21 protein-coding genes are annotated in these 22,656 nt (G+C 73.7%); 9 read left to right on the top strand and 12 right to left on the bottom strand.

Annotated elements, in window-relative coordinates; all coding sequences use genetic code 11:
- Window position 1: 1 nt before the first annotated feature.
- Window positions 2–1,687, top strand: a complete 1,686-nt coding sequence (locus tag AB0910_RS11805; RefSeq protein WP_366744389.1) for an AMP-binding protein — start codon at window positions 2–4, stop codon at window positions 1,685–1,687.
- Between the two features lie 65 nt (window positions 1,688–1,752).
- Here the strand turns inward: AB0910_RS11805 and AB0910_RS11800 are convergent, their stop codons facing one another.
- On the bottom strand, window positions 1,753–2,625 hold the full coding sequence (locus tag AB0910_RS11800) for a DMT family transporter (protein WP_366744388.1): 873 nt from the start codon (window positions 2,623–2,625) through the stop codon (window positions 1,753–1,755).
- Between the two features lie 120 nt (window positions 2,626–2,745).
- On the opposite strand from AB0910_RS11800, the gene AB0910_RS11795 reads away from it, so the two are divergent.
- Window positions 2,746–3,705: a pseudouridine synthase gene (locus AB0910_RS11795; RefSeq protein WP_366744387.1), complete on the top strand. Its 960-nt coding sequence runs from the start codon at window positions 2,746–2,748 to the stop codon at window positions 3,703–3,705.
- Window positions 3,706–3,752: 47 nt separating this feature from the next.
- Here the strand turns inward: AB0910_RS11795 and AB0910_RS11790 are convergent, their stop codons facing one another.
- The 3 genes from AB0910_RS11790 to AB0910_RS11780 all read right to left on the bottom strand — a co-directional run bounded on the left by AB0910_RS11790 (window position 3,753) and on the right by AB0910_RS11780 (window position 6,257).
- Window positions 3,753–4,382, bottom strand: a complete 630-nt coding sequence (locus tag AB0910_RS11790) for an MBL fold metallo-hydrolase (RefSeq protein ID WP_366744386.1) — start codon at window positions 4,380–4,382, stop codon at window positions 3,753–3,755.
- A complete protein-coding gene (locus tag AB0910_RS11785) occupies window positions 4,382–5,467 on the bottom strand; it encodes an S-(hydroxymethyl)mycothiol dehydrogenase (RefSeq protein ID WP_366744385.1) in 1,086 nt (361 codons plus the stop codon). Before AB0910_RS11785 ends, AB0910_RS11790 begins: the two co-directional genes overlap by 1 nt.
- A gap of 88 nt (window positions 5,468–5,555) precedes the next feature.
- A complete protein-coding gene (locus AB0910_RS11780) occupies window positions 5,556–6,257 on the bottom strand; it encodes an FCD domain-containing protein (protein ID WP_366744384.1) in 702 nt (233 codons plus the stop codon).
- Between the two features lie 139 nt (window positions 6,258–6,396).
- On the opposite strand from AB0910_RS11780, the gene AB0910_RS11775 reads away from it, so the two are divergent.
- Window positions 6,397–6,909, top strand: coding sequence for a gluconokinase (locus AB0910_RS11775; RefSeq protein WP_366744383.1), 513 nt, complete (start codon window positions 6,397–6,399; stop codon window positions 6,907–6,909).
- A 12-nt stretch (window positions 6,910–6,921) separates the two neighbouring features.
- Window positions 6,922–8,319: a gluconate:H+ symporter gene (locus AB0910_RS11770; protein ID WP_366744382.1), complete on the top strand. Its 1,398-nt coding sequence runs from the start codon at window positions 6,922–6,924 to the stop codon at window positions 8,317–8,319.
- A gap of 105 nt (window positions 8,320–8,424) precedes the next feature.
- On the opposite strand, the gene AB0910_RS11765 is transcribed toward AB0910_RS11770, so the two are convergent.
- The 3 genes from AB0910_RS11765 to AB0910_RS11755 all read right to left on the bottom strand — a co-directional run bounded on the left by AB0910_RS11765 (window position 8,425) and on the right by AB0910_RS11755 (window position 11,598).
- Window positions 8,425–9,132 carry a cytochrome b/b6 domain-containing protein gene (locus tag AB0910_RS11765; RefSeq protein ID WP_366744381.1) on the bottom strand — a complete coding sequence of 236 codons (708 nt, stop codon included), beginning with the start codon at window positions 9,130–9,132 and terminating at the stop codon, window positions 8,425–8,427.
- Window positions 9,074–9,763: a molybdopterin-dependent oxidoreductase gene (locus tag AB0910_RS11760; protein WP_366744485.1), complete on the bottom strand. Its 690-nt coding sequence runs from the start codon at window positions 9,761–9,763 to the stop codon at window positions 9,074–9,076. Before AB0910_RS11760 ends, AB0910_RS11765 begins: the two co-directional genes overlap by 59 nt.
- Window positions 9,764–9,942: 179 nt before the next feature.
- Window positions 9,943–11,598, bottom strand: a complete 1,656-nt coding sequence (locus AB0910_RS11755) for an FAD-binding dehydrogenase (RefSeq protein WP_366744380.1) — start codon at window positions 11,596–11,598, stop codon at window positions 9,943–9,945.
- Between the two features lie 126 nt (window positions 11,599–11,724).
- On the opposite strand from AB0910_RS11755, the gene AB0910_RS11750 reads away from it, so the two are divergent.
- Both AB0910_RS11750 and AB0910_RS11745 read left to right on the top strand, forming a co-directional pair.
- Window positions 11,725–12,282, top strand: coding sequence for an NUDIX domain-containing protein (locus AB0910_RS11750; RefSeq protein ID WP_366744379.1), 558 nt, complete (start codon window positions 11,725–11,727; stop codon window positions 12,280–12,282).
- Window positions 12,283–12,455: 173 nt separating this feature from the next.
- A complete protein-coding gene (locus AB0910_RS11745) occupies window positions 12,456–13,367 on the top strand; it encodes an MBL fold metallo-hydrolase (RefSeq protein ID WP_366744378.1) in 912 nt (303 codons plus the stop codon).
- Between the two features lie 50 nt (window positions 13,368–13,417).
- On the opposite strand, the gene AB0910_RS11740 is transcribed toward AB0910_RS11745, so the two are convergent.
- Complete coding sequence (locus tag AB0910_RS11740) at window positions 13,418–14,722, bottom strand: glucarate dehydratase family protein (RefSeq protein WP_366744377.1); 1,305 nt, start codon at window positions 14,720–14,722, stop codon at window positions 13,418–13,420.
- Window positions 14,723–14,853: 131 nt separating this feature from the next.
- Between AB0910_RS11740 and AB0910_RS11735 the strand changes: the two genes are divergently transcribed.
- Both AB0910_RS11735 and AB0910_RS11730 read left to right on the top strand, forming a co-directional pair.
- Window positions 14,854–15,891, top strand: coding sequence for a phosphotransferase family protein (locus AB0910_RS11735; protein ID WP_366744376.1), 1,038 nt, complete (start codon window positions 14,854–14,856; stop codon window positions 15,889–15,891).
- Between the two features lie 6 nt (window positions 15,892–15,897).
- The gene (locus AB0910_RS11730) at window positions 15,898–17,112 is read left to right on the top strand and encodes an acyl-CoA dehydrogenase family protein (RefSeq protein ID WP_366744375.1); all 1,215 of its coding nucleotides are present in this window, start codon (window positions 15,898–15,900) and stop codon (window positions 17,110–17,112) included.
- 57 nt (window positions 17,113–17,169) lie between these two features.
- Here the strand turns inward: AB0910_RS11730 and AB0910_RS11725 are convergent, their stop codons facing one another.
- The 4 genes from AB0910_RS11725 to AB0910_RS11710 form a co-directional block, all read right to left on the bottom strand.
- Window positions 17,170–17,946, bottom strand: a complete 777-nt coding sequence (locus AB0910_RS11725; protein WP_366744374.1) for a hypothetical protein — start codon at window positions 17,944–17,946, stop codon at window positions 17,170–17,172.
- A 140-nt stretch (window positions 17,947–18,086) separates the two neighbouring features.
- Entirely contained in the window at window positions 18,087–18,683 is a 597-nt protein-coding gene (locus AB0910_RS11720) for a TetR/AcrR family transcriptional regulator (RefSeq protein ID WP_366744373.1), read from the bottom strand.
- 30 nt (window positions 18,684–18,713) lie between these two features.
- On the bottom strand, window positions 18,714–20,375 hold the full coding sequence (locus AB0910_RS11715) for an AMP-binding protein (protein WP_366744372.1): 1,662 nt from the start codon (window positions 20,373–20,375) through the stop codon (window positions 18,714–18,716).
- Window positions 20,372–21,145 carry an SDR family oxidoreductase gene (locus AB0910_RS11710; protein WP_366744371.1) on the bottom strand — a complete coding sequence of 258 codons (774 nt, stop codon included), beginning with the start codon at window positions 21,143–21,145 and terminating at the stop codon, window positions 20,372–20,374. The genes AB0910_RS11715 and AB0910_RS11710 overlap by 4 nt, the downstream gene beginning before the upstream one ends.
- 197 nt (window positions 21,146–21,342) lie before the next feature.
- Here AB0910_RS11710 and AB0910_RS11705 point away from each other — a divergent pair, with 197 nt between their 5' ends.
- Window positions 21,343–22,605 (top strand): DUF1343 domain-containing protein, encoded by a 1,263-nt coding sequence (locus AB0910_RS11705; RefSeq protein WP_366744370.1) that lies wholly within the window; start codon window positions 21,343–21,345, stop codon window positions 22,603–22,605.
- Window positions 22,606–22,656: the final 51 nt, after the last annotated feature.

The raw sequence follows: 22,656 nt of genomic DNA, 5'->3' as shown, positions 1-22,656 counted from the left end.
CATGAACAACCCGGACCCCGCGGCGGCCCCCGGCTACGACCCGGCCGCCTACCGCGCCGTGTTCGAGAACCGGTTCACCTACTGGGCCGGCTTCGCCCGCAACACGCACCGGTACGCGCGCTCCACCGCGATGCACGACCCCGCGTCCGGCCGTACCTGGACGTACGCGGAGCTGGGCGCCGAGGTGGAGCGGCTGGCCGCCGGGCTCGCGGCGTCCGGGGTGCGCGCGGGCGACCTCGTCGCGTACCAGCTGTTCAACACACCGGAGTTCGCGCTGCTCTACCTGGCGACGCAGCGGCTCGGCGCGGTCGGCTCGCCGGTCAACTTCCGGCTCGCGCCGGGTGAGACCGCGCACGTGCTGACGACCGGCAGGCCGCGCGCCTTCGTGTACGACACGGCCGTCGCGGAGAACGCGGGCCGGGCGCTCGCCCTCGCCGGCCACAGGACCGGTCTTGTGGTGCACGTGGCGTCGGGGGACCCGGCCGACGCGCCCCTCGCGGACTCCGTGCCGTTCGGGGAGCTCCTGGCCAGGGGCGAGGGCCGCGCCCCGCTGCCCGAGCCGTCCGGCGGCATCTACGCGGAGACCACCCGCCTGTACACGTCGGGCACCACCGGCATGCCCAAGGGCGTGCCGCTGAACAACGCCACCGAGGTGCTCTCGGCGCACGACGTGATCATGCACTTCCCGCTGTCGCCCGAGGACCGCACGCTCAACATGACGCCGTGGTTCCACCGCGGCGGCCTGTACGCGGGCGGCCCCAACCCGGTGTTCTACACCGGAGGGGAAACGGTCCCGCTGCGCCACTTCGACGCCGGCACGGTGCTCGACCTGGTGCAGGAGCGCGGCATCACCTTCCTGATCGGCGCGCCGACCAACCTGGAGCGGCTCGCCGACGCGCAGGAGGCGAGGCCGCGCGACCTGGCGTCGCTGCGCGGCATCGTGACGATGGGGGCGCCGCTCGACCGGGCCGCGTGCCTGCGCTACCAGAGCGTCCTCACCGAGCGGATCTTCAACGGGTACGGCACGACGGAGGCGTTCTGGAACACCTTCCTGCGCCCCGCCGACCTGCCGGACCACGCGGGCAGCGCGGGCCGCGCCTCGACCGACGACGACGTGGCCGTGGTGCGGGTCCACGAGGACCGGCGGGCCGCCCCCGACGACCTGGCGGCCAAGGACGGCCAGGAGATCGGCGAGGTCATCGTCCGCTCCCCCAAGTCGGGCTACGGCTACACCGGAAGGCCGGACGAGGAGGCGGCGAACTTCCGCGACGGCTGGCTGTACATCGGCGACCTCGCCACCTGGGACGCGGACGAGTACGTGACGATCGTGGGCCGCAAGGACGACATGATCCTCTCCGGCGGCGAGAACGTGCACCCGGTGCAGGTCGAGGAGGTGCTCGCGGAGCACCCCGGCGTGGCGGACTCCGCCGTGGTGGGGCTGCCCGACCCGGAGTGGGGCCAGCTGGTCACCGCGTACGTGGTGCGCAAGGACCCCGCCCTGACGGTCGCCGACTGCGAGAAGCACTGCCGCGCGCACCCGATGCTGGCCGCGTACAAGCGGCCGCGCGCGTACCGGTTCGTGGACGCGCTGCCGACCACGGCGACCGGCAAGAAGATCCACTACCGGCTGCGCGAGCAGGTGGCCGCGGACGCGGCGGCGGGGCTGATCGAGCGCGTCACGCGCTGACGCCGGGGCGCGAGGGGGCCGGGGCGCGAGGGGGCCGGGGCGGCGTGCCGTCCCGGCCCCCGCCGCTACTGCACCCGCGGCTTCGGCGGGGTGCTGCCGCTCGCCAGCGGCGACCTGGCGAGTTCCATGCACCCCGCGGCGATCAGCCCGACGGCGATCAGCTGGGGCACCAGCCACCAGCCGGTGCGGATGGTCTCGCCGAACAGGGTCACCCCGTAGGTGATGCTGATCAGCGCGTCGCCCAGGGTCAGCATGGGCTGCGAGGCCACCAGCGAACCGGCCTGGAGCGCGTTCTGGAGCAGGAACAGCGCGCCCACACCCGCCACCGCGGTGCCGTACAGCTGCCAGGAGGCGAACAGCTTCACGATGCCGTCGCCCTCCTCCAGACGCGCCATGGCGTCCTTCATGAGCGCCGCGGTCAGCGCGTAGCTGCACGCGGCGGCCAGGCCGAACAGCGCGGCCCTGGTGTTGCCGCGGGTGCGCTGCGCAAAGCCGATCAGCACCGCCTCGAAGAGGACCGTGCCGATCAGCGCGGGGACCCAGGACAGGCCGTGGACGGTCTCGGAGCCGCCGCCCGGCGCCGCGCAGGCCATGCCGAGCGCGAGGCCGCAGGTGACGGCGGCCACGCCGTACCAGGCGGTGCCGGGGAGCCGGGAGCGGAAGACGTACCCAGCGATGAGCAGTGTCGACGGCAGCTCGATCACGAAGATCGGCTGCACAACGGCGATCGGGCCCGTGGCCAGCGCGACCGCCTGGCAGACGGCCGCCACGATCACCATGCAGATGCCCGCGAGCCACACCTTCTTCCTGAGCAGCTGCCGGATGAGGGAGAGGTGCAGCGCGTCGCTGTCGGGGACCGTGGCGGCGGCGCGGCGCTGGAGCACCGAGGCCGAGCCGTTGCTGATGGCCGTCAGCACGGCGAAGAGAACACTGATCACCTGACCATTTTGCGTGTACATGGGGCGAAGCTCGAACGCAGGGGTCCGCGGGAACGCGCGGGACCGCCCCGGGCCCGGTGGGCGCCGCCGGGCGGCGGCGCGGCGCCGTAGGCTTCCGGTGTGGCGCGCAGAAACCGGACCCCGGCCTCACCGCTTCCGCAGCGCGACGGCGTCGACGCGGTGCGGGTGCGGCTGCCCGCCGACCCCGGGGGCCGCTACGGGACGGTCGGCGAGCACCTGGCGGCGCGCTACGGCCCGGCCGCCGGGGCGCACCGGATCGGGGAGATGGTCCTGGAGGGCCGCTTCGTGACGGCTGAGGGGCGCGCGATCACCGCGGCCACGCCGTACACGCCCGGTCTGCACGTGTGGTTCCACCGGGACGTGCCGCCCGAGCCCCCTGTGCCCTTCCCGGTCGGCGTGGTCCACCGCGACGAGCGGATCGTGGTCGCCGACAAGCCCCACTTCCTCGCCACCACCCCGCGCGGCGGGCATGTGCGCGAGACGGCGCTCGCGCGGCTGCGGCGCGACCTCGGGCTGCCGTCGCTCCAGCCGGCGCACCGCCTCGACCGGCTGACGGCGGGGCTCGTGCTGTTCGTGGTGCGCCCGGCGGACCGCGGCGCGTACCAGCGGCTGTTCGCCGAGCGCCGGGTGCGCAAGGAGTACGAGGCGGTGGCCGCGTACGATCCGGCGCTACGGCTGCCGCGCACGGTGCGCAGCCGGATCGAGAAGGAGCGCGGCGTGCTGCGGGCGTACGAGGTGCCCGGCGCGCCGCCCAACAGCGAGACGCTCGTCGAGCTCGCGGCGCGCGGCGGCGGCCTGGCGGGCTACCGCCTCGTCCCCGCGACCGGCCGCACCCATCAGCTGCGCGTCCACATGAGCGCGCTCGGCCTGCCGCTGCTGTACGACCCGCTGTACGGGCGCGATGCCTGCGCCGGCGGAAGTGCGCCTGGCGAGGCCGGCGACGACTACCACAGTCCGCTCCAACTCCTGGCCAAGCGGCTGGAGTTCACCGACCCGCTGACGGGCGAGGAGCACCGGTTCACCAGCGGGCTGCGGCTCGCCCACCGGCCCGGGCGCTGAGGCCGGGGCCGGCGGGCGCACCGCGCACGTCGGACGGCGGCAGCGGCTCAGTGGCCGCGGGCGATCCACTCCTCCAGCTGGGGCGCCTCCTCGCCGATGGTGGTCGACTCGCCGTGGCCGGTCCTGACGACGGTGGCGGGCGGCAGGGCCAGCAGGCGCTCCCTGATGGACGCGACGATCGTCGGGAAGTCCGAGAAGGAGCGTCCCGTGGCGCCTGGGCCGCCCTTGAAGAGGGTGTCCCCGGTGAAGACCGTGCCGAGGTCGGGCGCGTAGAGGCAGACCGCGCCCGGCGCGTGGCCCGGTGTGTGCAGCACGGTGAGGTCCGTGCCCGCGACGGTGATGACCTGGCCGTCGGCCAGCTGCCCGTCCGGCGCCTCGCCGGGGTGGGTGAGCTTCCACAGCGGCAGGTCGTCCGGGTGCAGCAGGACCGGGGCGCCGGTGGCGGCGGAGAGCGCGGGGGCGGCGTCGACGTGGTCGCTGTGCGCGTGGGTGCACACCACGGCCTTCAGCGTCCGCCTGCCGACCGCCGCCTTGATCGCCGCCGCGTCGTGGGCCGCGTCGATCACGATGGCCTCGGTGTCGTCGCCGACGATCCACACGTTGTTGTCGACGTCCCAGGTGCCGCCGTCGAGCGAGAACGTCCCCGAGGTGACGAGGTGGTCGATGCGGGCCCCCATCACAGCTCCACCACGGAGCGCAGGACGTCGCCCTCGTGCATGCGGGCGAACGCGGCCTCCACGTCGCCGAGTCCGATGGTCTCGGTGACGAACGCGCCCAGGTCGATGCGGCCCTGCCGGTGCAGGTCGATCAGCATCGGGAAGTCGCGGGACGGCAGGCAGTCCCCGTACCAGGAGGACTTCAGCGAGCCGCCGCGCCCGAAGACGTCGAGCAGCGGCAGCTCGATCTTCATCTCCGGCGTGGGCACGCCGACCAGGACGACGGTGCCGGCCAAATCGCGTGCGTAGAAGGCCTGTTCGTAGGTCTCGGGGCGGCCGACCGCCTCGATCACCACATCGGCCCCGAAGCCGCCGGTGAGCTCGCGGATCGCCTCCACGGCGTCCTTCGAGCGGGAGTTGACGATGTGGGTGGCGCCGATCTCCTGTGCCTTGGCGAGCTTGCGGTCGTCGATGTCGACCGCGATGACCTTGGCGGCGCCCGCGAGGCGCGCGCCGAGCACGGCCGCGTCGCCCACGCCGCCGCAGCCGATGACGGCGACCGAGTCGCCCCGGCCCACGGCGCCGGTGTTGATGGCCGCGCCGATCCCGGCCATCACCCCGCAGCCGAGGAGGCCCGCGACCGCGGGCGACACCTCGGGGTCGACCTTGGTGCACTGGCCGGCCGCCACCAGCGTCTTCTCGGCGAACGCGCCGATGCCGAGGGCGGGCGTCAGCTCGGCGCCGTCCGCCAGCGTCATCTTCTGCCGGGCGTTGTGGGTGTCGAAGCAGTACCAGGGGCGGCCGCGCAGGCACGCGCGGCACTGGCCGCACACCGCACGCCAGTTGAGCACCACGAAGTCGCCGGGCCGCACCTCGGTGACGCCCTCGCCGACCGACTCCACGACGCCCGCGGCCTCGTGGCCGAGCAGGAACGGGTAGTCGTCGTTGATGCCGCCCTGCTTGTAGTGCAGGTCGGTGTGGCACACCCCGCACGCCTGGACCTTCACCACCGCCTCCCCCGGGCCCGGGTCGGGCACCACGATGGTCTCGATCCGCACCGGCTCGTTCTTCCCCGGTGCCACCACACCCCGCACGCGCTGCGCCATGCCAGACCCGCCTCTCCTCACCGCTGCCGCCACCCCTGGCGGCACGGAACGATCTCGTCCACAGGTGAGTATGGCGCGCCTGCGCCGCTCAGGGCGCCAGGACGTCGAGTTCCTCGAGGGCGCCCACGGCGATCTGCCGGGTCAGCTCCTCGGCGCGGTCGGCACGGCCCTCCCGCACCGCCTCGGCGACCTGGACGTGCAGGGTGACGGCGGCCGGGTCGGGGTCCTCGAACATCACCTGGTGGTGGGTGCGGCCCGCGAGGATCTCGGCGACGACGTCGCCGAGGCGGGCGAACATCTCGTTGCCCGAGGCCGTCAGCACGATGCGGTGGAAGGCGATGTCGTGGACGAGGTACTCCTCGAGGCGGCGGCCCCGCGAGGTGGCGACCATGCCGAGGGCGCGCTCGGTGAGTCCGGCGCACTGCTCGGGGGTGGCGTGGCGGGCGGCGAGCCCCGCGGCGACCGGTTCGACGGCGGAGCGCAGCACCGTCAGGGAGCGCAGCTGGCGCGGGCGGTCGGCGCCGGCGAGGCGCCAGCGGATGACGCGGGGGTCGTAGACGTTCCACTCGTCGGCGGGGCGCACGGTCACACCGACGCGGCGCCGCGAGACGACCAGGTGCATGGACTCCAGGACGCGGACGACCTCGCGGACGACGGTGCGCGACACGTCGAAGTCCCTGGCGACCTCGTCGGTGCGTACGACACCGCCTTGCGGGTATTCGCCGGCGGTGATGGCGAGGCCGAGGGCGTCCAGGACGCGGCTGTGCTGACCTCGGCCTTCTTCGCTCATGGCCCCAGCTTACGGTGCGTACGCCGCATCTCACGCAAAAAATAAGTACTACGTTTCCATCACACTCTCTTGATTACGTCATACCTGATGGGGTTCAGTGGCGCGACACGACGTTGCCGACGAAGACAGCGAGGCAGGCATGCACGGCCCCCACGTAGTGGTGGTGATGGGCGTAGCGGGCACCGGGAAGACCACGATCGGCCCCCTGGTCGCCGAGGCGCTCGGCGTCCCGTACGCGGAGGGCGACGCGTTCCACCCGCCGCACAACATCGCCAAGATGACTGCGGGGCGGCCCCTGGACGACGAGGACCGCTGGCCGTGGCTCGACGCCATCGGCCGCTGGGCGCACGAACGGGCGGGCTGCGGGGGCGTCGTGAGCTCCTCCGCCCTCAAGCGCGCCTACCGCGACCGGCTGCGGGCCGCGGCGCCCGGCGTGGTCTTCCTGCACCTCACGGGCGACCGTGAGCTGATCGGGAAGCGCATGGCGGAGCGTAAGGGGCACTTCATGCCGTCCACGCTGCTCGACTCGCAGTTCGCCACTCTCCAGCCGCTGGCCGGGGACGAGCGGGGCGTCGCAGTCGACGTGTCCGGTACCCCCCACGAAATAGCCGAAAGGGCGGTAGCCGCGCTGCGCGCGCTGCCCGGGATGTAGAAGGAAGCACCCATGACCGGTCTCAATGTCGAGATGCTGGCTGCCGCCGACCCCCCGCTGATCTCCTCGGCGGGGAACGCGCAACTGGGGATCGCCGTCCTCGTCGGGATCGCCGTTCTCGTCGTCCTCATCACCGTCTTCAAGCTCCACGCGTTCCTCGCGCTGACCCTGGGCTCGCTGGCCCTCGGCGCCACGGCGTCCGCGCCGCTCGACAAGGTGATCACCAGCTTCTCCACCGGGCTCGGGGCGACGGTGGCGAGCGTGGGCGTGCTGATCGCGCTCGGTTCCATGCTGGGCAAGCTGCTCGCCGACTCCGGCGGCGCCGACCAGATCGTCGACACCATCCTCGCCAAGGCGGGACGCAGGTCGATGCCGTGGGCGATGGTCCTGATCGCGGCGATCGTGGCCCTGCCGCTGTTCTTCGAGATCGGCCTCGTGCTGCTGATCCCGGTCGTGCTGCTGGTCGCCAAGCGCGGCAACTTCTCCGCGATCCGGATCGGCATCCCGGCGCTCGCCGGCCTGTCGGCGATGCACGGCCTGGTCCCGCCGCACCCCGGCCCGCTCGCCGCGATCAGCTCGATCCACGCGGACCTGGGCATCACGCTGGTGCTCGGCCTCGTGGTGGCCGTCCCCACGGTGATCATCGGCGGTCCGCTGTTCTCCAAGTACGCGGCGCGCTGGGTGGACGTCACCCCGCCGGAGAGCATGATCCCCGAGCGGCCCTCCGACTCCCTCGACAAGCGCCCCGCGTTCCCCGCGACCGTGTGCACCATGCTGCTCCCGGTCGCGCTGATGCTCGTGAAGGCTCTGGTGGACATCGTCGTCGACGACCCGGCCAACACCGGCCAGCGGGTCGCCGACGTGATCGGCAACCCGCTGATCGCGCTGCTGATCGCGGTCATCGTCGGACTGTTCACGCTGGGCCGCGCGGCCGGGTTCGGCCGGCAGAAGCTCTCGGTGCTGCTAGAGGAGTCGCTCGCCCCGATCGCCGGCGTCATGCTGATCGTGGCCGCGGGCGGCGGCTTCAAGCAGGTGCTGGTCGACGCGGGCGTGGGCCAGATGATCCTGGACGTCACCAAGGACTGGTCGATCCCCTCGCTGCTGCTCGCCTGGCTGATCGCGGTCGCCATCCGCATCGCGACCGGCTCAGCCACCGTGGCGACGATCTCCGCAGCCGGTCTCGTGGGCCCGCTCTCGCAGGGCATGTCCACCACCCATGTGTCCCTGATGGTGCTGGCGGTCGGCGCGGGCTCGCTGTTCTTCAGTCATGTCAACGACGCCGGGTTCTGGCTGGTGAAGGGGTACTTCGGGATGGACGTCGGCCAGACGGTCAAGACCTGGTCGGTGATGGAGGGCATCCTGTCGGTGGTCGGCCTCGGCTGCGTCCTGCTGCTCTCCCTGGTCGTCTAGCCGGGAGCCTCCCCGGCCCGCGGTGCGGTGCGGCCGGTCCGCGTACGGGAAGCCGTGCGCGGACCGGCCGCCGCCGCGTGGACGGCCGGGTGGCCGCCCGGTGGATCAGCGGCCCGCCTCCCGTGCCTCCGCCGCGCGCTCCGCGGCCCGCTCGTCCTCCCACTCGGAGTGCTCGCGCCGCGCCCAGGCCCGGCCCACCGAGCCGGTCCGCATGCCGCGGCGCGCCTCCGGGTCCTTGAAGGCCATGCCGATGTGCCCGAACAGCACGATGCCGACGGCGAGCGCGAGCCAGTCGTGGATGAAGGTGGCACTCGTGCGCGAGACGAGCGGGAAGAGGCCGGTGAACCACATCAGCAGCCCGGTGAAGACCATCAGGACGGTGGCACCGGCGAGCCACGACGCGTAGATCTTCTGCCCGGCGTTGAACTTGCCCGCGGGCCGCGCGCCCGCCCAGTTCCACCGCCTGCGCACCGCGCGCAGCCACTCCCTGTCGTACGGCGCGAAGCGGTTGATGCGCTCCAGGTCGCGGCGCAGGGCGCGCGAGGCGAGGCCGGCGAGGAACGGCACGGGCAGCAGGATCCCGGACCACTCGTGGACCGTCACCACCAGGTGGCGCCGGCCGATCAGCTCCGCGAGCTGCGGTACGTAGAGGAAGGCCGCGGAGCCCACGCACAGGAGCATCAGCCAGCTCGTGGTGCGGTGCACGAGGCGCTCCGCGCGGCTGAAGCGCCTGATGTCCCCGGCGGCGGCCGCGTCAGACGGTCGGCTCGTCGTCGCGGCCGTTCGACCTGCCGACCCATCCGTCGACGTCATAGCCGTACTCCTCCCAGTAACCGGGCTCCACCTTGTCGGTGACCGATATGCCGGAGAGCCACTTCGCCGACTTGTAGAAATACATCGGGGCCACGTACAGCCTGACCGGGCCGCCGTGGTCCTTGGTGATGGGCCTGCCCTGCATCCGCAGCGCGACGAGCACGTCGTTCCTGCGCGCCTGCGAGAGCGTCAGGGACTCGCTGTACGTCCCGTCGAAGCAGGTGAAGCGGAGGGCGCGGCCCTCGGCCCTGACCCCGGCCGCGTCCAGCAGGTCGGAGACCCGCACGCCCTCGAACGGCACCTTCGGCACCCGCCAGCCGGTGACGCACTGCACGTCGAGGTCGGTGCGCACCTGCGGCAGCGCCGTCAGTTCCGCGAGGGTGTACGAGCGGGGGCGCTCGACGAGGCCCCCGACGGTCAGCCGGTAGGTGGCCGCGGTCTTCGTGGGGACCGAGGCCGCCACGTTGTAGAAGCGGAAGCCACCGCCGTTGGGCAGCAGGTTGCTGATCCCGGTGGGGTCGACCTGGGAGGCGGCGCCGAGGAACTTCTCCAGGCCGCTCTGGAGGTACGGGGCGGCGGCGAGGCCGCCCGCGCCGAGCGCCAGCGTCCCCAGCAGCACCCGCCGCCCCACGGCAGGCCCCTTGCGGCCCGTGGCCGCCCCCTCGTCCTCGCCGGGTCCGCTGCCCGGCCGGCCGTCGCCGTACGCGTCGTTCACTCCGCCGATTCAACACCCGCCGGGGCCCCGCAGGCCGCCCGTGGCCGGGGACGTCAGACTTCCGTAAACAATTGGCGCGCCGGGCCCGCGGCGCCTCAGGCCGTGGCCCTGGCCGCGGCCCGGCCCGCGGCCCTGCCGGAGAAGAGGCAGCCGCCGAGGAAGGTCCCTTCGAGCGAGCGGTAGCCGTGTACGCCGCCGCCGCCGAAGCCCGCCGCCTCGCCCGCCGCGTACAGGCCGGGCAGCGGGTCGCCCGCCGCGGTCAGCACGCGGGACGACAGGTCGGTCTCCAGGCCGCCGAGCGACTTGCGGGTGAGGATGTGCAGCCGCACGGCGACGAGCGGTCCTGCGGCGGGGTCGAGGATGCGGTGCGGCGGCGCGGTGCGGATCAGCCGGTCGCCCCAGAACCTGCGGGCCCCGCGCAGCGCGGTGATCTGGAGGTCCTTGGTGTAGGGGTTGGTGACCTCGCGGTCGCGTGCGACGATCTCGCGGCGCAGCTCGGCGGCGTCGATCAGCGGCTCATCCGTGAGGTTGTTCATGCCCTTGACCAGGGCCGCCAGGTCCCGCGACACGACGAAGTCGGGGCCCTTGTCCATGAACGCGCGCACCGGCCCCGGCACCTCGGCGCGTGCACGGTCGAGGACGCCGCGCACGGACCGGCCTGTGAGGTCGGGGTTCTGCTCGGAGCCGGAGAGCACGAACTCCTTGCCGACGATGCGGCGGTCGAGCACGAACCACGTGTACTCGTACCCGCTGCGCGCGATGTGTTCGAGGGTCCCGAGCGTGTCGAAGCCGGGGAACAGCGGTACGGGCAGCCGCCGGCCTTGCGCGTCGAGCCACAGCGACGAGGGCCCCGGCAGGATGCGGATGCCGTGGCCCGGCCAGATCGGGTTCCAGTTCTGGATGCCCTCGGTGTAGTGCCACATGCGGTCGCGGTTGATGTGGTGGGCGCCCGCCTCCTCCGCGATGCCGAGCATCAGTCCGTCCACGTGCGCGGGCACGCCGGTGACCATGTGCTTCGGCGGGGTGCCGAGCCGCTGGGGCCACTGCCTGCGCACCAGGTCGTGGTTGCCGCCGATGCCGCCGCTCGTGACGACGACGGCCTGGGCGCGCAGTGCGAACGCCCCGGCCGCGGTGCGGCTGCTCGGCGTGCCGCGCGGCGCCGAGCTGGGTGCGAGCACCTCGCCCGTGACGGTGTCGAGGTGGCCGCCGGTGGCGGAGAGAGCGGTGACCCGGTGGCGGAAGCGCAGCGTCACCAGGCCCTTGGCGACGCCCTCACGCACCCGCCGCTCGAAGGGCCTGACGACGCCGGGGCCCGTGCCCCAGGTGATGTGGAAGCGCGGCACGGAGTTGCCGTGCCCCGTGGCGTCGTAGCCGCCGCGCTCGGCCCAGTTGACGAGCGGGAAGAAGCGGACGCCGCGGCGGTGCAGCCAGGCGCGCTTCTCGCCGGCCGCGAAGTCGACGTACGCCTCGGCCCAGCGGCGCGGCCAGCGGTCCTCGGGGCGGTCGAAGCCCGCGGTGCCCAGCCAGTCCTGGAGGGCGAGGTCCCTGCTGTCCCTGATGCCCATGCGGCGCTGCTCCGGGGAGTCCACGAGGAAGAGGCCGCCGAACGACCAGTGCGCCTGGCCGCCGAGCGACTGCTCGGGCTCCTGGTCGAGCAGGATCACACGGCGTCCCGCCTCGACGAGTTCCGCGGTCGCCACGAGGCCCGCGAGACCGGCCCCGATCACGATGACATCTGCGTCGTACGCCATGCTTCCCCGTCCTCGGAGTCCACACTGCCCGGTCGTCCGATCTTCGGTACGCGCCGGTAACAAGTCAACCTCGCGGCGGCGCGGGGCCGGGAACCCGGCCGCGCGGGCGTTTGATTGGATGGGGCCATGGCTCCTGAGGACGAGATGGTGGACGTCGTCGACGCGGACGACCGGGTCGTCGGGCAGGCGACGCGGGGCGAGGTGTACGCGCGCGGCCTGCGCCACCGCACCGCCTTCGTGCTGGTGCGCGACGAGCGCGACCGGCTGTTCGTGCACCGCAGGACGGCGGTGAAGCTGGCTTTCCCCTCGCTCTACGACGTGTTCGTCGGCGGCGTTCTCGGCGTCGGCGAGAGCTACGACGACGGGGCGCTGCGCGAGGCCGAGGAGGAGCTCGGGGTCGCGGGGCTGCCCCGCCCCACCCCGCTGTTCCGCTTCCTGTACGAGGCGCAGGACGGGCCGGGCTCGTGGTGGGCCGCGGTCTACGAGGTCCGCTGCACGCTGCCGGTGCGCCCGCAGGCCGAGGAGGTCGCCTGGCACGCCTTCCTGCCGCACGCGGAGGTCGCGGCGCGGCTGCGCGGCGAGGTCCCGCCGGGCGGCGCGGGCCCCGCGGAGCCCTGGGAGTTCGTGCCGGACGGGCGCGCCGCCTACGAGCGGTACGAGCGCTTCGTGCGCGAGCGCGGCTGAGGCCTCCCGCCGGGCGCGTGGGACGGGCGGCTCTGGCCACCTGCCCCGTCGACCTGGCAAGCTGCGCAGCGGGCGGCGCCTTTTCTGTCCGGCCGCCGCGCGCCTTTCCCACCGCCCGGCGGCGCGGCCGGGCGGTCCGCCGTCCCCGACACCGCCGTACCGAAGGACCAGCGATGCCCGCAATGGAGCCCTATCTCGTCCGTGTCGCGCCGCAGGCGCACGCGTACGTCCAGCCGGACGGCGGCTGGTGCCTCAACAACGCCGGTGTGGTGAGCGACGGGCACACCACGCTGCTCGTCGACACCGCGGTCACCGAGCGGCGGGCGCGGCGGCTGCGCGACGCGCTGCTCGCCGAGGGACTGCCGCTGCCCGGCACCCTGGTCAACACCCACCACCACGGCGACCACACCTACGGCAACAGCGTGTTCGCGCCCGAGGCGACGGTGGTCGCGCACGAGACGTGCCGCAGCGAGCAGATAGCGGCCGGCCACCAGCTCCATCTCGTGTGGCCCGAGACGGAGTTCGGCGAGGTGCCGCTGGTCGCACCGTCGGTCACGTACAGCGAGCGGATGTCCCTGTACGCGGGGGACGTCGAGGTGCGGGTGGTGCACCCGGGCGCTGCGCACACCACGGGGGACTCGATCGTCCACCTGCCGTCGCAGGGCGTGGTGTTCACCGGCGACCTGGTCTTCAACGGCGGCACGCCGTTCATCTTCAACGGCTCGCTCGCGGGGTCGCTGCGGGCGCTCGACGTGCTGCGCTCGCTGGACGCCGAGGTGGTGGTGCCGGGGCACGGGCCGGTCACCGACCCGTCCGTGTACGACGCGACGGAGCGCTATCTGCGGTTCGTCGGCGAGGTGGCGCGCGCCGGGCACGCGAAGGGGCTCACCCCACTCGAACTCGCGCACGCCACGGACCTGGGGGAGTTCGCCGCGCTGCCCGAGCGTGAGCGGCTGGTGGCGAACCTGCACCGCGCGTACGCGGAGCTCGACGGCCTGCCCGAGGGCGCCGAGCTCGACCCGCTTGTGGTGTTCGGCGACATGGTGACGGCGAACGGCGGCCGGCCGGTCGCCTGCCACGCCTGAGGCGCGTCAGGGGCGGGCCGTCGCCCGGCCCCCGACGTACGGTGCGGCGCTCACCAGCGGGGCAGGGCGGGGCGCTGCCAGTCGGGGTGCGCCGTGCGCATGGCCGCCGCGTCGTCGCGCTCGCGCATGGTCCCGTCGTCCTCGGCCCAGCGGCGGTGCAGTGCGGCGAGCGCCTCCCGGTCGAGCTCCACGCCGAGGCCGGGCGCGTCGGAGACGGTGAGCGCGCCGCCCTCGAAGGTGTGGCGTGCGGTGATCACGTCCTCGGTCTGCCAGGGGTAGTGGCTGTCGCAGGCGTAGTCCAGGTTGGGCACGGTCGCGGCGACGTGGGTCATCGCGGCGAGGCTGATGCCGAGGTGGGTGTTGGAGTGCATGGACAGGCCGACGCCGAACGCCCGGCAGACAGCGGCGAGTTCCTGGGTGCGGCGCAGCCCGCCCCAGTAGTGGTGGTCGGAGAGCACGACCTGCACGGCGTCCCGCCGGAACGCCTCGGCGACCTCAGGCACCGCGGTCACGCACATGTTGGTGGCGAGCGGCACGGAGGTGCCGGCGGCGACCTGCGCCATCAGGCCGGTGCCGGTCGCCGGGTCCTCCAGGTATTCGAGGACGTCCCCCAGCTGCTCGGCGACGTGCAGCGAGGTCGGGACGGACCAGGCGCCGTTGGGGTCGAGGCGCAGCGGCTGGCCGGGGAACTCCTCGGCGAGCGCGCGGATCGCGGCGATCTCCTCGTCGGGCGGGAAGACGCCGCCCTTGAGCTTGAAGGAGCGGAAGCCGTACGTGTCGGCGAAGCGGCGCGCCTGGGCGACGACGCCCGCCGGGTCGACGGCCTCGCCCCAGCCGTCGTCCGCGGTCGCCTCCCGGTGGGCGCCCGCGGGGTGGGCGGCCCAGCGGTAGAAGAGGTAGGCGCTGTAGTCGACGGTGTCGCGCACCTTGCCGCCGAGGAGTTCGTGCACCGGTTCGCCGCGGTGCCTGCCGAGCGCGTCGAGGAAGGCGACCTCGAAGGCCGAGACCACGGAGAGCCTGAGCTTGTCGAGGGTCTGGGCGCCGCGCAGGCCGCCCGCGTCGACGCCGGTGTCCGTATGGTGTGACGCGCCGCACACCTGGTCGGCGAGGGCGAAGAGGCCGTTCACGTCCGTGATCCGGTGGCCGGGGAGCGCGGCGGCGAGGGGCCGCGCGAGTTCGAGGTACTTCCCGTCGCCGTACGTCTCCCCGAGGCCGACGACGCCACCGGCGGTGATCACCTCGACGATCAGCCGGGGCGTGTAGGGCTGGTGCACGCCCTGGGTGTTGAGGAGCGGAGGGTCGGCGATGAGGATCGGGGTGAGCCGGACCTGGTCGACGGTGAGCGCTGAATCCATACGTGAACTCTATTCATGTGGAGGATCCGGCCGCCAGAGCCCCCGGACTGGACGGCATACCGACCGGTCGGCATCATGAGGGACGACCGTGCCGTGCCGCGCCGGCACGCGACCACGCGAAGGAGCGGACTGTGAACGACGTCCCCCCGCCGGGGCTCGACCTCGGCCGGCTGCGCGCCCATCTGGACCGCGAGCTGCCCGGCCTGGTCCGCGGCCCCCTGGAGGCCCGCATGTGCGAGGGGGGCCGCTCGAACCTCACGTACGCGGTCACCGACGCGGGGGCGCCGCCGGGAGCCGGGCGCTGGGTGGTCCGCAGGCCGCCCCTCGGCCATGTCCTCGCCACCGCGCACGACATGCGGCGCGAGTACCGCGTGATCAGCGCCCTGCACCCCACGCCCGTGCCGGTGCCGAGGACGCTGCTGCTGTGCGAGGACGAGTCGGTGACGGGCGCGCCGTTCTACGTCATGGAGTTCGTCGAGGGGACCCCGTACCGCACGGCGGAGCAGCTGGTGCCGCTCGGGCCCGAGCGGACCAGGGCCGCGGTGCTCGGCCTCGTGGACACGCTGGTCGACCTGCACGCGGTGGCCCCCGACGCCGCCGGCCTCGGGGACTTCGGCAGGCCCGACGGCTTCCTCGACCGGCAGCTGCGCCGCTTCGGCAAGCAGCTCGACGCGTCCCGCAGCCGCGACCTGCCCGGCATCGACGAGCTGCACGCCGCGCTCGGCGCCGCGCTGCCCCGCTCCCCCGCGCCCACGGTGGTCCACGGCGACTACCGGCTCGACAACGTCCTGCTCGACGGCGACGACCGGATCAGGGCGGTGCTCGACTGGGAGATGTCCACGCTCGGCGACCCGCTCACCGACCTCGGCCTGCTGGTCATGTACAGCGTCAGGATCGACCTGCCCGACTCCCCCGTCAGCACCGCCGCCGGCGCCCCCGGCCACCCGGACCCCGCGGAGCTGGTCGAGCGCTACGCCCGCCGCTCGGGCCGGGACACCTCGGCGATCTCCTGGTACACGGCGTTCGCCTGGTTCAAGCTCGCCGTGATCCTGGAGGGCATCCACTACCGCTACACCCTGGGCAGGACCGTGGGCCGCGGCTTCGACCGCATCGGCGACCTGGTCCCCCTCTTCATCAGGCACGGCCTCACCACCCTCCAGGAAGGCTGACTCACCATGGACTTCGCCTACGACGCCCGTACCGAGGAGCTGCGGGAGCGGCTGCTCGCCTTCATGGACACGCACGTGTACCCGGCGGAGCCCGTGCTGCGCGAGCAGACCGCGGCGGCCGCCGACCCCTGGGCGGTCCCGCCCGTGGTGCGCGAGCTCCGGGCGGCCGCGCGCGGCCAGGGCCTGTGGAACCTCTTCCTGCCGGGCACGGAGTACGGCGCGGGCCTGACGAACCTCCAGTACGCGCCGCTCGCCGAGATCACCGGCCGCTCTCCGCTGCTGGCCCCCGCGGCGCTGAACTGCGCGGCGCCCGACACCGGGAACATGGAGCTGCTCGCGCAGTTCGGCGACGCGGCGCAGCGCAAGCAGTGGCTCGAACCGCTGCTCGCGGCCGAGATCCGCTCGGCGTTCGCGATGACCGAGCCCGAGGTGGCGTCGTCCGACGCGACGAACATCGAGACGCGCATCGAGAGGGACGGCGACGGGTACGTCGTCACGGGCCGCAAGTGGTACATCTCCGGGGCGATGAACCCCGGCTGCGCGGTCTTCATCGTGATGGGCAAGACCGACCCCGAAGGGCCCGACGTGCGCCGCCAGCAGTCGATGGTGCTGGTGCCGCGCGACACCCCGGGGGTCGAGGTCCGCCGCGGGATGCGCGTGTTCGGCTACGACGACGGGCACCACGGCGGCCACGCCGAGATCGTCTTCGACCACGCGCGGGTGCCGGCGGCCAACCTGGTGGGCGAGGAGGGCGGCGGCTTCGCGATCGCGCAGGCACGGCTCGGCCCCGGGCGCATCCACCACTGCATGCGGCTGATCGGGATGGCGGAGCGCGCCATCGCCCTGATGTGCGAGCGCGCGGTGTCGCGCACGGCCTTCGGCAGGCCGATCGCGGCCCAGGGCGTGGTGCGGAACTGGATCGCGGACGCCCGGGTCACCGTGGAGCAGCTGCGGCTGCTGGTGCTGAAGACGGCCTGGCTGATGGACACGGTGGGCAACAGGGGCGCGCACACCGAGATCCAGGCCATCAAGATCGCCACGCCCCGCGCCGTGCTGGAGATCCTCGACCGGGCGATCCAGCTGCACGGGGCCGGCGGTGTGAGCCAGGACTACCCGCTGGCGGAGCTGTGGGCCCACGCCCGCACGCTGCGCCTCGCCGACGGCCCCGACGAGGTGCACCAGCGGTCGCTCGCCCGCCGCGAGCTGGCCCGGTACGCGTAGCGGAAGGACCGGCGGCGTGGCTGGCGCGCCGCCGGGCGCCCGGGCCCCGGTGCGGGCTCAGGCGTAGGCGGGGAAGGCGGTGTGGGCGAAGGTGGCGTAGCCCTCGGTGTAGTGCCTGCGGTGCCTGCCCTGCTGCGCGTCGTCACCGTGCGGGACGTGCGGGGGCTCGGGGACCGCCTCGTACTCCGCGCCGAGCCTGCCCTCCTGCGCGAGGGTCTGCGTGCGCAGCAGCAGCGTCCGCAGGTCGAGGCCGAGTTCGGCGGCGACGGTGTGCAGGTCGAGGTTGGATCTCCAGCTCCACACCAGCACGGAGTCCATGCTCGGCGACCACTGCACGGCGCCTTCTGCGTCCGGCTCCTGGAGGGGCTGGGGGTCCTGGGGCGGCGCTGCGAGGCTCTCCCTGCGCTGGTGCGGCAGCACGGCCGTGGGCACGGGCTCCGTCACGGCCTGCGGTTCCTGGGGCGGGGCGTGGACGGACTGCGCGAGCGCGGGCGGCTCGGCCTGCTCGGGCGCCTGGAGCGCCGCGGGCCTGGGCGCCTCGCCGAGCTCCCGGTGGATCGCCTGGGGCGTGCGGGCGAGGAGTTCCTGCGCCACTTCGCGGGCGTCGGTCTTGCCGACCGTGCGCCGGGCGAGGCGCACCTCGCGCTCGCCGAGGCCCATCAGGTTCGCGACCGTGCCGTCGTCGCCGACGGTGACGGCGAAGGCCGCGAGGGTGCGGCTGCGCTCCACCTGGCGTTCGTCCAGCAGCGCCTGTGCTTCCCGTACCTTTTCGTCGCAGGCGCAGAAGGCCTCGGCCAGGGCCGAGTTCCGGTCCCAGTACTCACGTGGTTCCATGCGGGCGTTAACTCGCCCGAGAGCCCTCGTAACGCCCCCGGGGCCGGGAAAATACCCGAAGAGACCAATAAGGCGTATGCCTGATGATAGGCAGCGGGCCCGCCCCGCGTGCGCCGCGGCGCACGGCGCCGGGCGTGCGGTCAGGGGCGCAGGGCGCGCAGCAGCAGGTCGGCGAGGTGGTCGGCGACCTCGCGCGGTCCGAGCTGGCCGTCGGGGCGGTACCAGGTGGACAGGTGGTGCACGGAGCCGAAGTGGTAGTCGACCACGAGGTCCGAGGGGGTCGCCGTGGAGAACACCCCGGTGCGCTGGCCCTCCTCGACCAGGGCGCGGAAGCGCTCGTGGTAGCGGCGGCGCTCCATGCGCACCTGCTTGTTCTTCTCGGGGCTGAGGTGGTGCATGGAGCGGAAGAAGATCGACGCGTCGTCGAGGTTCTCGATGGTGGTCACGACGACGTCGGCCGCCGCCTCCCGCAGCCGCCGCTCGACGGGCGCGTCGGCGTCGGCGAAGGCGTCGAGGCGCTCCTGCTGGAGCCGCAGCACCCGGGCGTACACCTCCTGGAGGAGGTCCTCCTTGGAGCCGAAGTAGTGGTAGAGCGCGCCCTTGGTGACCCCGGCCGCCTCCACGATCTCCTGGACCGACGTGCGGTCGTAGCCCCGCTCGGCGAAGAGGCGGGTGGCGGCGGCCAGCAGCCGCTGGGGCACCGGCGAAGCGCCGTCGCCCCCGGTCGTCCTGGCCATGTTCCGCCACCGCCCTTTCCCGCCGCGCCGCTAGTCGTCCCTGGGGGAACGCAACTCCCTCCTGAGGATCTTCCCACTCGTCGTCTTGGGCAGCTCGGGCAGGACCACGACGGTCCTCGGGTACTTGTAGGCGGCGAGCCGCTCCTTGCAGTACGCGCCGAGCTCGTCGCCGTCCGCCGCGGCCCCGGGACGCAGGCTGACGTAGGCCTTCACCGTCTCGCCCCGGTACGCGTCGGGCACGCCGACCACCGCGGCCTCGCGCACCGCGGGGTGCGTGTACAGCACGTCCTCGACCTCGCGCGGCCACACCTTGAAGCCGGAGGCGTTGATCATGTCCTTCTTGCGGTCGACCACGTACAGCCAGCCGTCGGCGTCCATGAAGCCGATGTCGCCCGTGCGCAGTTCGCCGCCGGGGAACGCCTCGTCCGTCGCGCCGGGCAGCCGCCAGTAGCCGGGGACGACCTGGGGCCCGCGCACGGCGATCTCGCCCTGCTCGCCGAAGGGCACGTCGGCGCCCGTCTCGTCCAGGACGCGCACCACGGTGTCGGGCCCAGGCACGCCGACCGCGAGCGTCCCCGAGACCGGGTCGACGGGCGCCTCGACGCCCGGCGGCACCGAGGCGCAGGGGGCGGTGCACTCGGTGAGCCCGTAGCCGTTGTGCAGGTAGAGGCCGAGCGCGGCGCGGAACTTCTCCACCAGCGCGGGCGGCAGCGGCGCACCGCCCGAGCTGAGCTGCCGGAAGGAGGAGAAGTGCCCCGGGGTCGCGTCGGGGTGCGCGGCGAGCGCCATGTAGGCGGTGGAGGGGCCGACCGTGTAGGCGGGCCGGTGCTCGGCGAAGGCGTCGAGGACCACGCCGGGCTCGAAGCGGTAGGTGAGGGCGAGGGTGCCCCCGTTGGTGAAGCAGGCGGCCAGCTCGCAGACCATGCCGGTGATGTGGAAGAGGGGCGCGAGCGCGAAGTAGACGGAGCCCGGCGCGACGCGCTGGCCCGTCACCTGCCGCGCGGCGTTGTACATGATGTTGCCGTGGGTGTTCATGGCGCCCTTGGGGCGGCCGCTGGTGCCCGAGGTGTAGCTGATGAGCGCGGTGTCCGCGGGGCCCGCGTCCCGGCCCTCGGGCGCGGGCAGGCCCCGGCGGGCGACGGCGAGCAGGTCGTCGGCGTCCTCGGCGCGCGGCGGCCGCTCGAAGCCGAGGACGCGCGGGTCGTCGCGGGTCTGGAGGTCGCGCTCGCAGGCGGTCACGGCGATCCGTACGGACGCGGCCGCCGCGCACGCGCGCAGATACGCCTCCCAGGCGCGGTCGGAGCAGATCAGCGCGGAGACCCCGGCGTCGGCGAGGGCGTGGCCGACCTCCGCCGACTTGTACATGGGGTTGAGGGGGACGACGACAGCGCCCGCCTTCCACGCGCCGAGCAGGGCGAGGACGAACTGCGGGCTGTTCTGGAGCATGATCGCGACGCGGTCGCCGCGTGCCAGGCCGCGGGCGGCGAGGTGGCCGGCGACGGAGTCGCTGAGCTCGTCGGCCTCGCGGTAGCCGAGCCGCCCGTCGAAGTAGGCGACGGCCGGGTGGTCGGGGGTGCGCGCGGCGGACGCGCGGAAGGCGTGCACCACACTGGCAGCGGGGTGGACGGGCGCGCGCTGGGCCTCGTCGAGGACGGCGAGCCAGGGCTTGGCCTCGTAGATCGACCCGGTCACCGCGTGCTCCCCCCGCGTGTCTCCAGCTCCTGCTGGTAGTGGTTCATGGTGGCGAGCCAGCGGTCGGGGTCGGCGGCGCGGGCCTGCGCGTAGCGCCCGGCCTCCGGGTGCGGCAGGACGAGGAAGCGGTCCTCCGCCATCGCGGCGAACAGCGCGTCGGCGACGGCCTCGGGCTCGATCGCGTCGGGTGCGAGCATCAGCCTGCCCGCCTCGCCTGAGGCGGCGAGCATGTCGGTGCGCACGCCCTGCGGGCAGATGGCGTGGACGCGCACGCCGCGGTGGCGGTAGGTGAGCGAGAGCCACTCGGCGAAGGCGAGCGCGCCGTGCTTGGTGACGCTGTAGGGGGCGGCGCCCAGCATGGTCAGCAGCCCGGCGGCCGAGACGGTGGGCACGAAGCGGCCCGCCCCGCGCTCCAGCCACTCGGGCAGCAGGGCGCGGCAGGCCCGTACGTGCGCCATGACGTTGACGTCCCACGCGGTCTGCCAGGCGGCGTCGTCGGTCATCGGGTCGCCGCCTGTGCCGACGCCCGCGTTGGCGCAGTAGACGTCGACCCGGCCGCCGAGCGCGGCCCGCGCGTCCTCGACGGTGGCCGAGGCGTCGCCCGGCACGGCGATGCCGTCGATCTCGGCGGCGACGGCGGCGGCCTTGGCGGCGTCCAGGTCGTTGACGGCGACGCGGGCGCCCTCCGCGGCGAATCTGCGGGCGAGCGCGGCCCCGATGCCGCCGCCCCCTCCGGTCACCACGACCCGCGCGCCCTCGACGGTTTCCATCGGCACCTGCCTCTCGGCTGCTCGTCCGCTGCGTGTCGACCGCACTGCCGACCCCGGCAGACTAACCAGTCGGTATGTGATCGGGGAAGGGCCGCGTCCCCTCCGCCGGGACTGCCTCGTTCCGTCCGGCCGCGGCGCGGGCTACGGTGCGTGGGCATGACACCAGTGATCGTTCCAGGCGGCGCGGAGGTGGCGGCATGAACCTGTCCCGACGAGGTCTGCTCGCGGCGGGCGGCGCCCTGGGCGCCGCGGCGGCGGGCACGGGCGCCGCGGCGGCGGCGCCCGTGCCCGTGCGGCACCGGCCGGGCGCCGCCCGGGTCATGACGGGCTTCGACCGGCTGAGCGCCGACGGGTACCGGCTGCTCGCCGGCCAGAAGGTGGGCGTCGTCACCAACCCGACGGGCGTCACCTCCGACGTGCGGCACATCGTGGACGTGATGCACGCCGACGACCGGGTGGAGCTGACCGCGGCGTTCGGGCCCGAGCACGGCTTCCGCGGCACCGCGCAGGCGGGCGGCGGCGAGGGCACGGCGAAGGACCCGGCCACCGGGCTCCCGGTGTACGACACCTACCAGGTCAGCGGGCAGCCGCTGGCGGACGTCTTCACCAGGTCGGGCGTGGACACGGTCGTCTTCGACATCCAGGACGCGGGCGCCCGCTTCTACACCTACATCTGGACGCTCTACGACTGCATGGAGGCCGCGGCGCTCGCCGGCAAGCGGTTCGTGGTGCTCGACCGGCCCAACCCGATCACCGGGCGGGAGGCGACGGGCCCCGTGCTGCACGAGGAGTTCGCCTCCTTCGTGGGCCGCAAGCCGATCTCGCAGCAGCACGGGATGACGGTCGCGGAGCTCGCCGCGCTCTACAACGGCGAGTTCCTCGCGAAGAAGGCGGAGCTGACGGCCGTCACGATGACGGGCTGGCAGCGCTCGATGCACTTCGACGAGACGGGGCTGCCCTGGGTGCTGCCGAGCCCCAACATGCCGACGCCCGACACCGCGCTGGTCTACCCGGGCACCTGCATGTTCGAGGCGACCAACGTGTCGGAGGGCCGCGGCACGGCCCGCCCCTTCGAACTGCTGGGCGCCGAGGGGCTCGACGCGGCGTGGGCGCGGGCTGCGGGCGCCGAGGGCCTGCCGGGCGTGCACTTCCGCGAGGCGTACTTCGCGCCGACCTTCTCGAAGTTCAGCGGCCGGACGGTGGGCGGCGTGCAGCTGCACGTCCACGACAGGGACGCCTTCGACGCGGTACGCACCGGCATCGCCCTGCTGATCACCGCGAAGCGGCTGTACAAGGACTTCGCCTGGCGGGCGGACAACGACATCGCCACGCTCACCGGCTCCGACCGGGTGGGCACCATGATCGACGCGGGGGCGGGCACGGACCAGGTGGTCGCCGCCTGGCAGCGGGAGCTTGCCGCCTTCCGCGCCGTACGGCGCCGCTACCTCGTCTACCGCTGACCGCCCAGAAGAAGGCGCCCGGCAGCCCCGCGCGCGGCGGGCAGCCGGGCG

Source organism: Streptomyces sp. NPDC047002 (assembly GCF_040704505.1).
Classification (GTDB): Bacteria; Actinomycetota; Actinomycetes; order Streptomycetales; family Streptomycetaceae; genus Streptomyces.
Note: the sequence above shows the minus strand (reverse complement) of the source record. Positions and strands in the feature narration are given on the sequence as shown.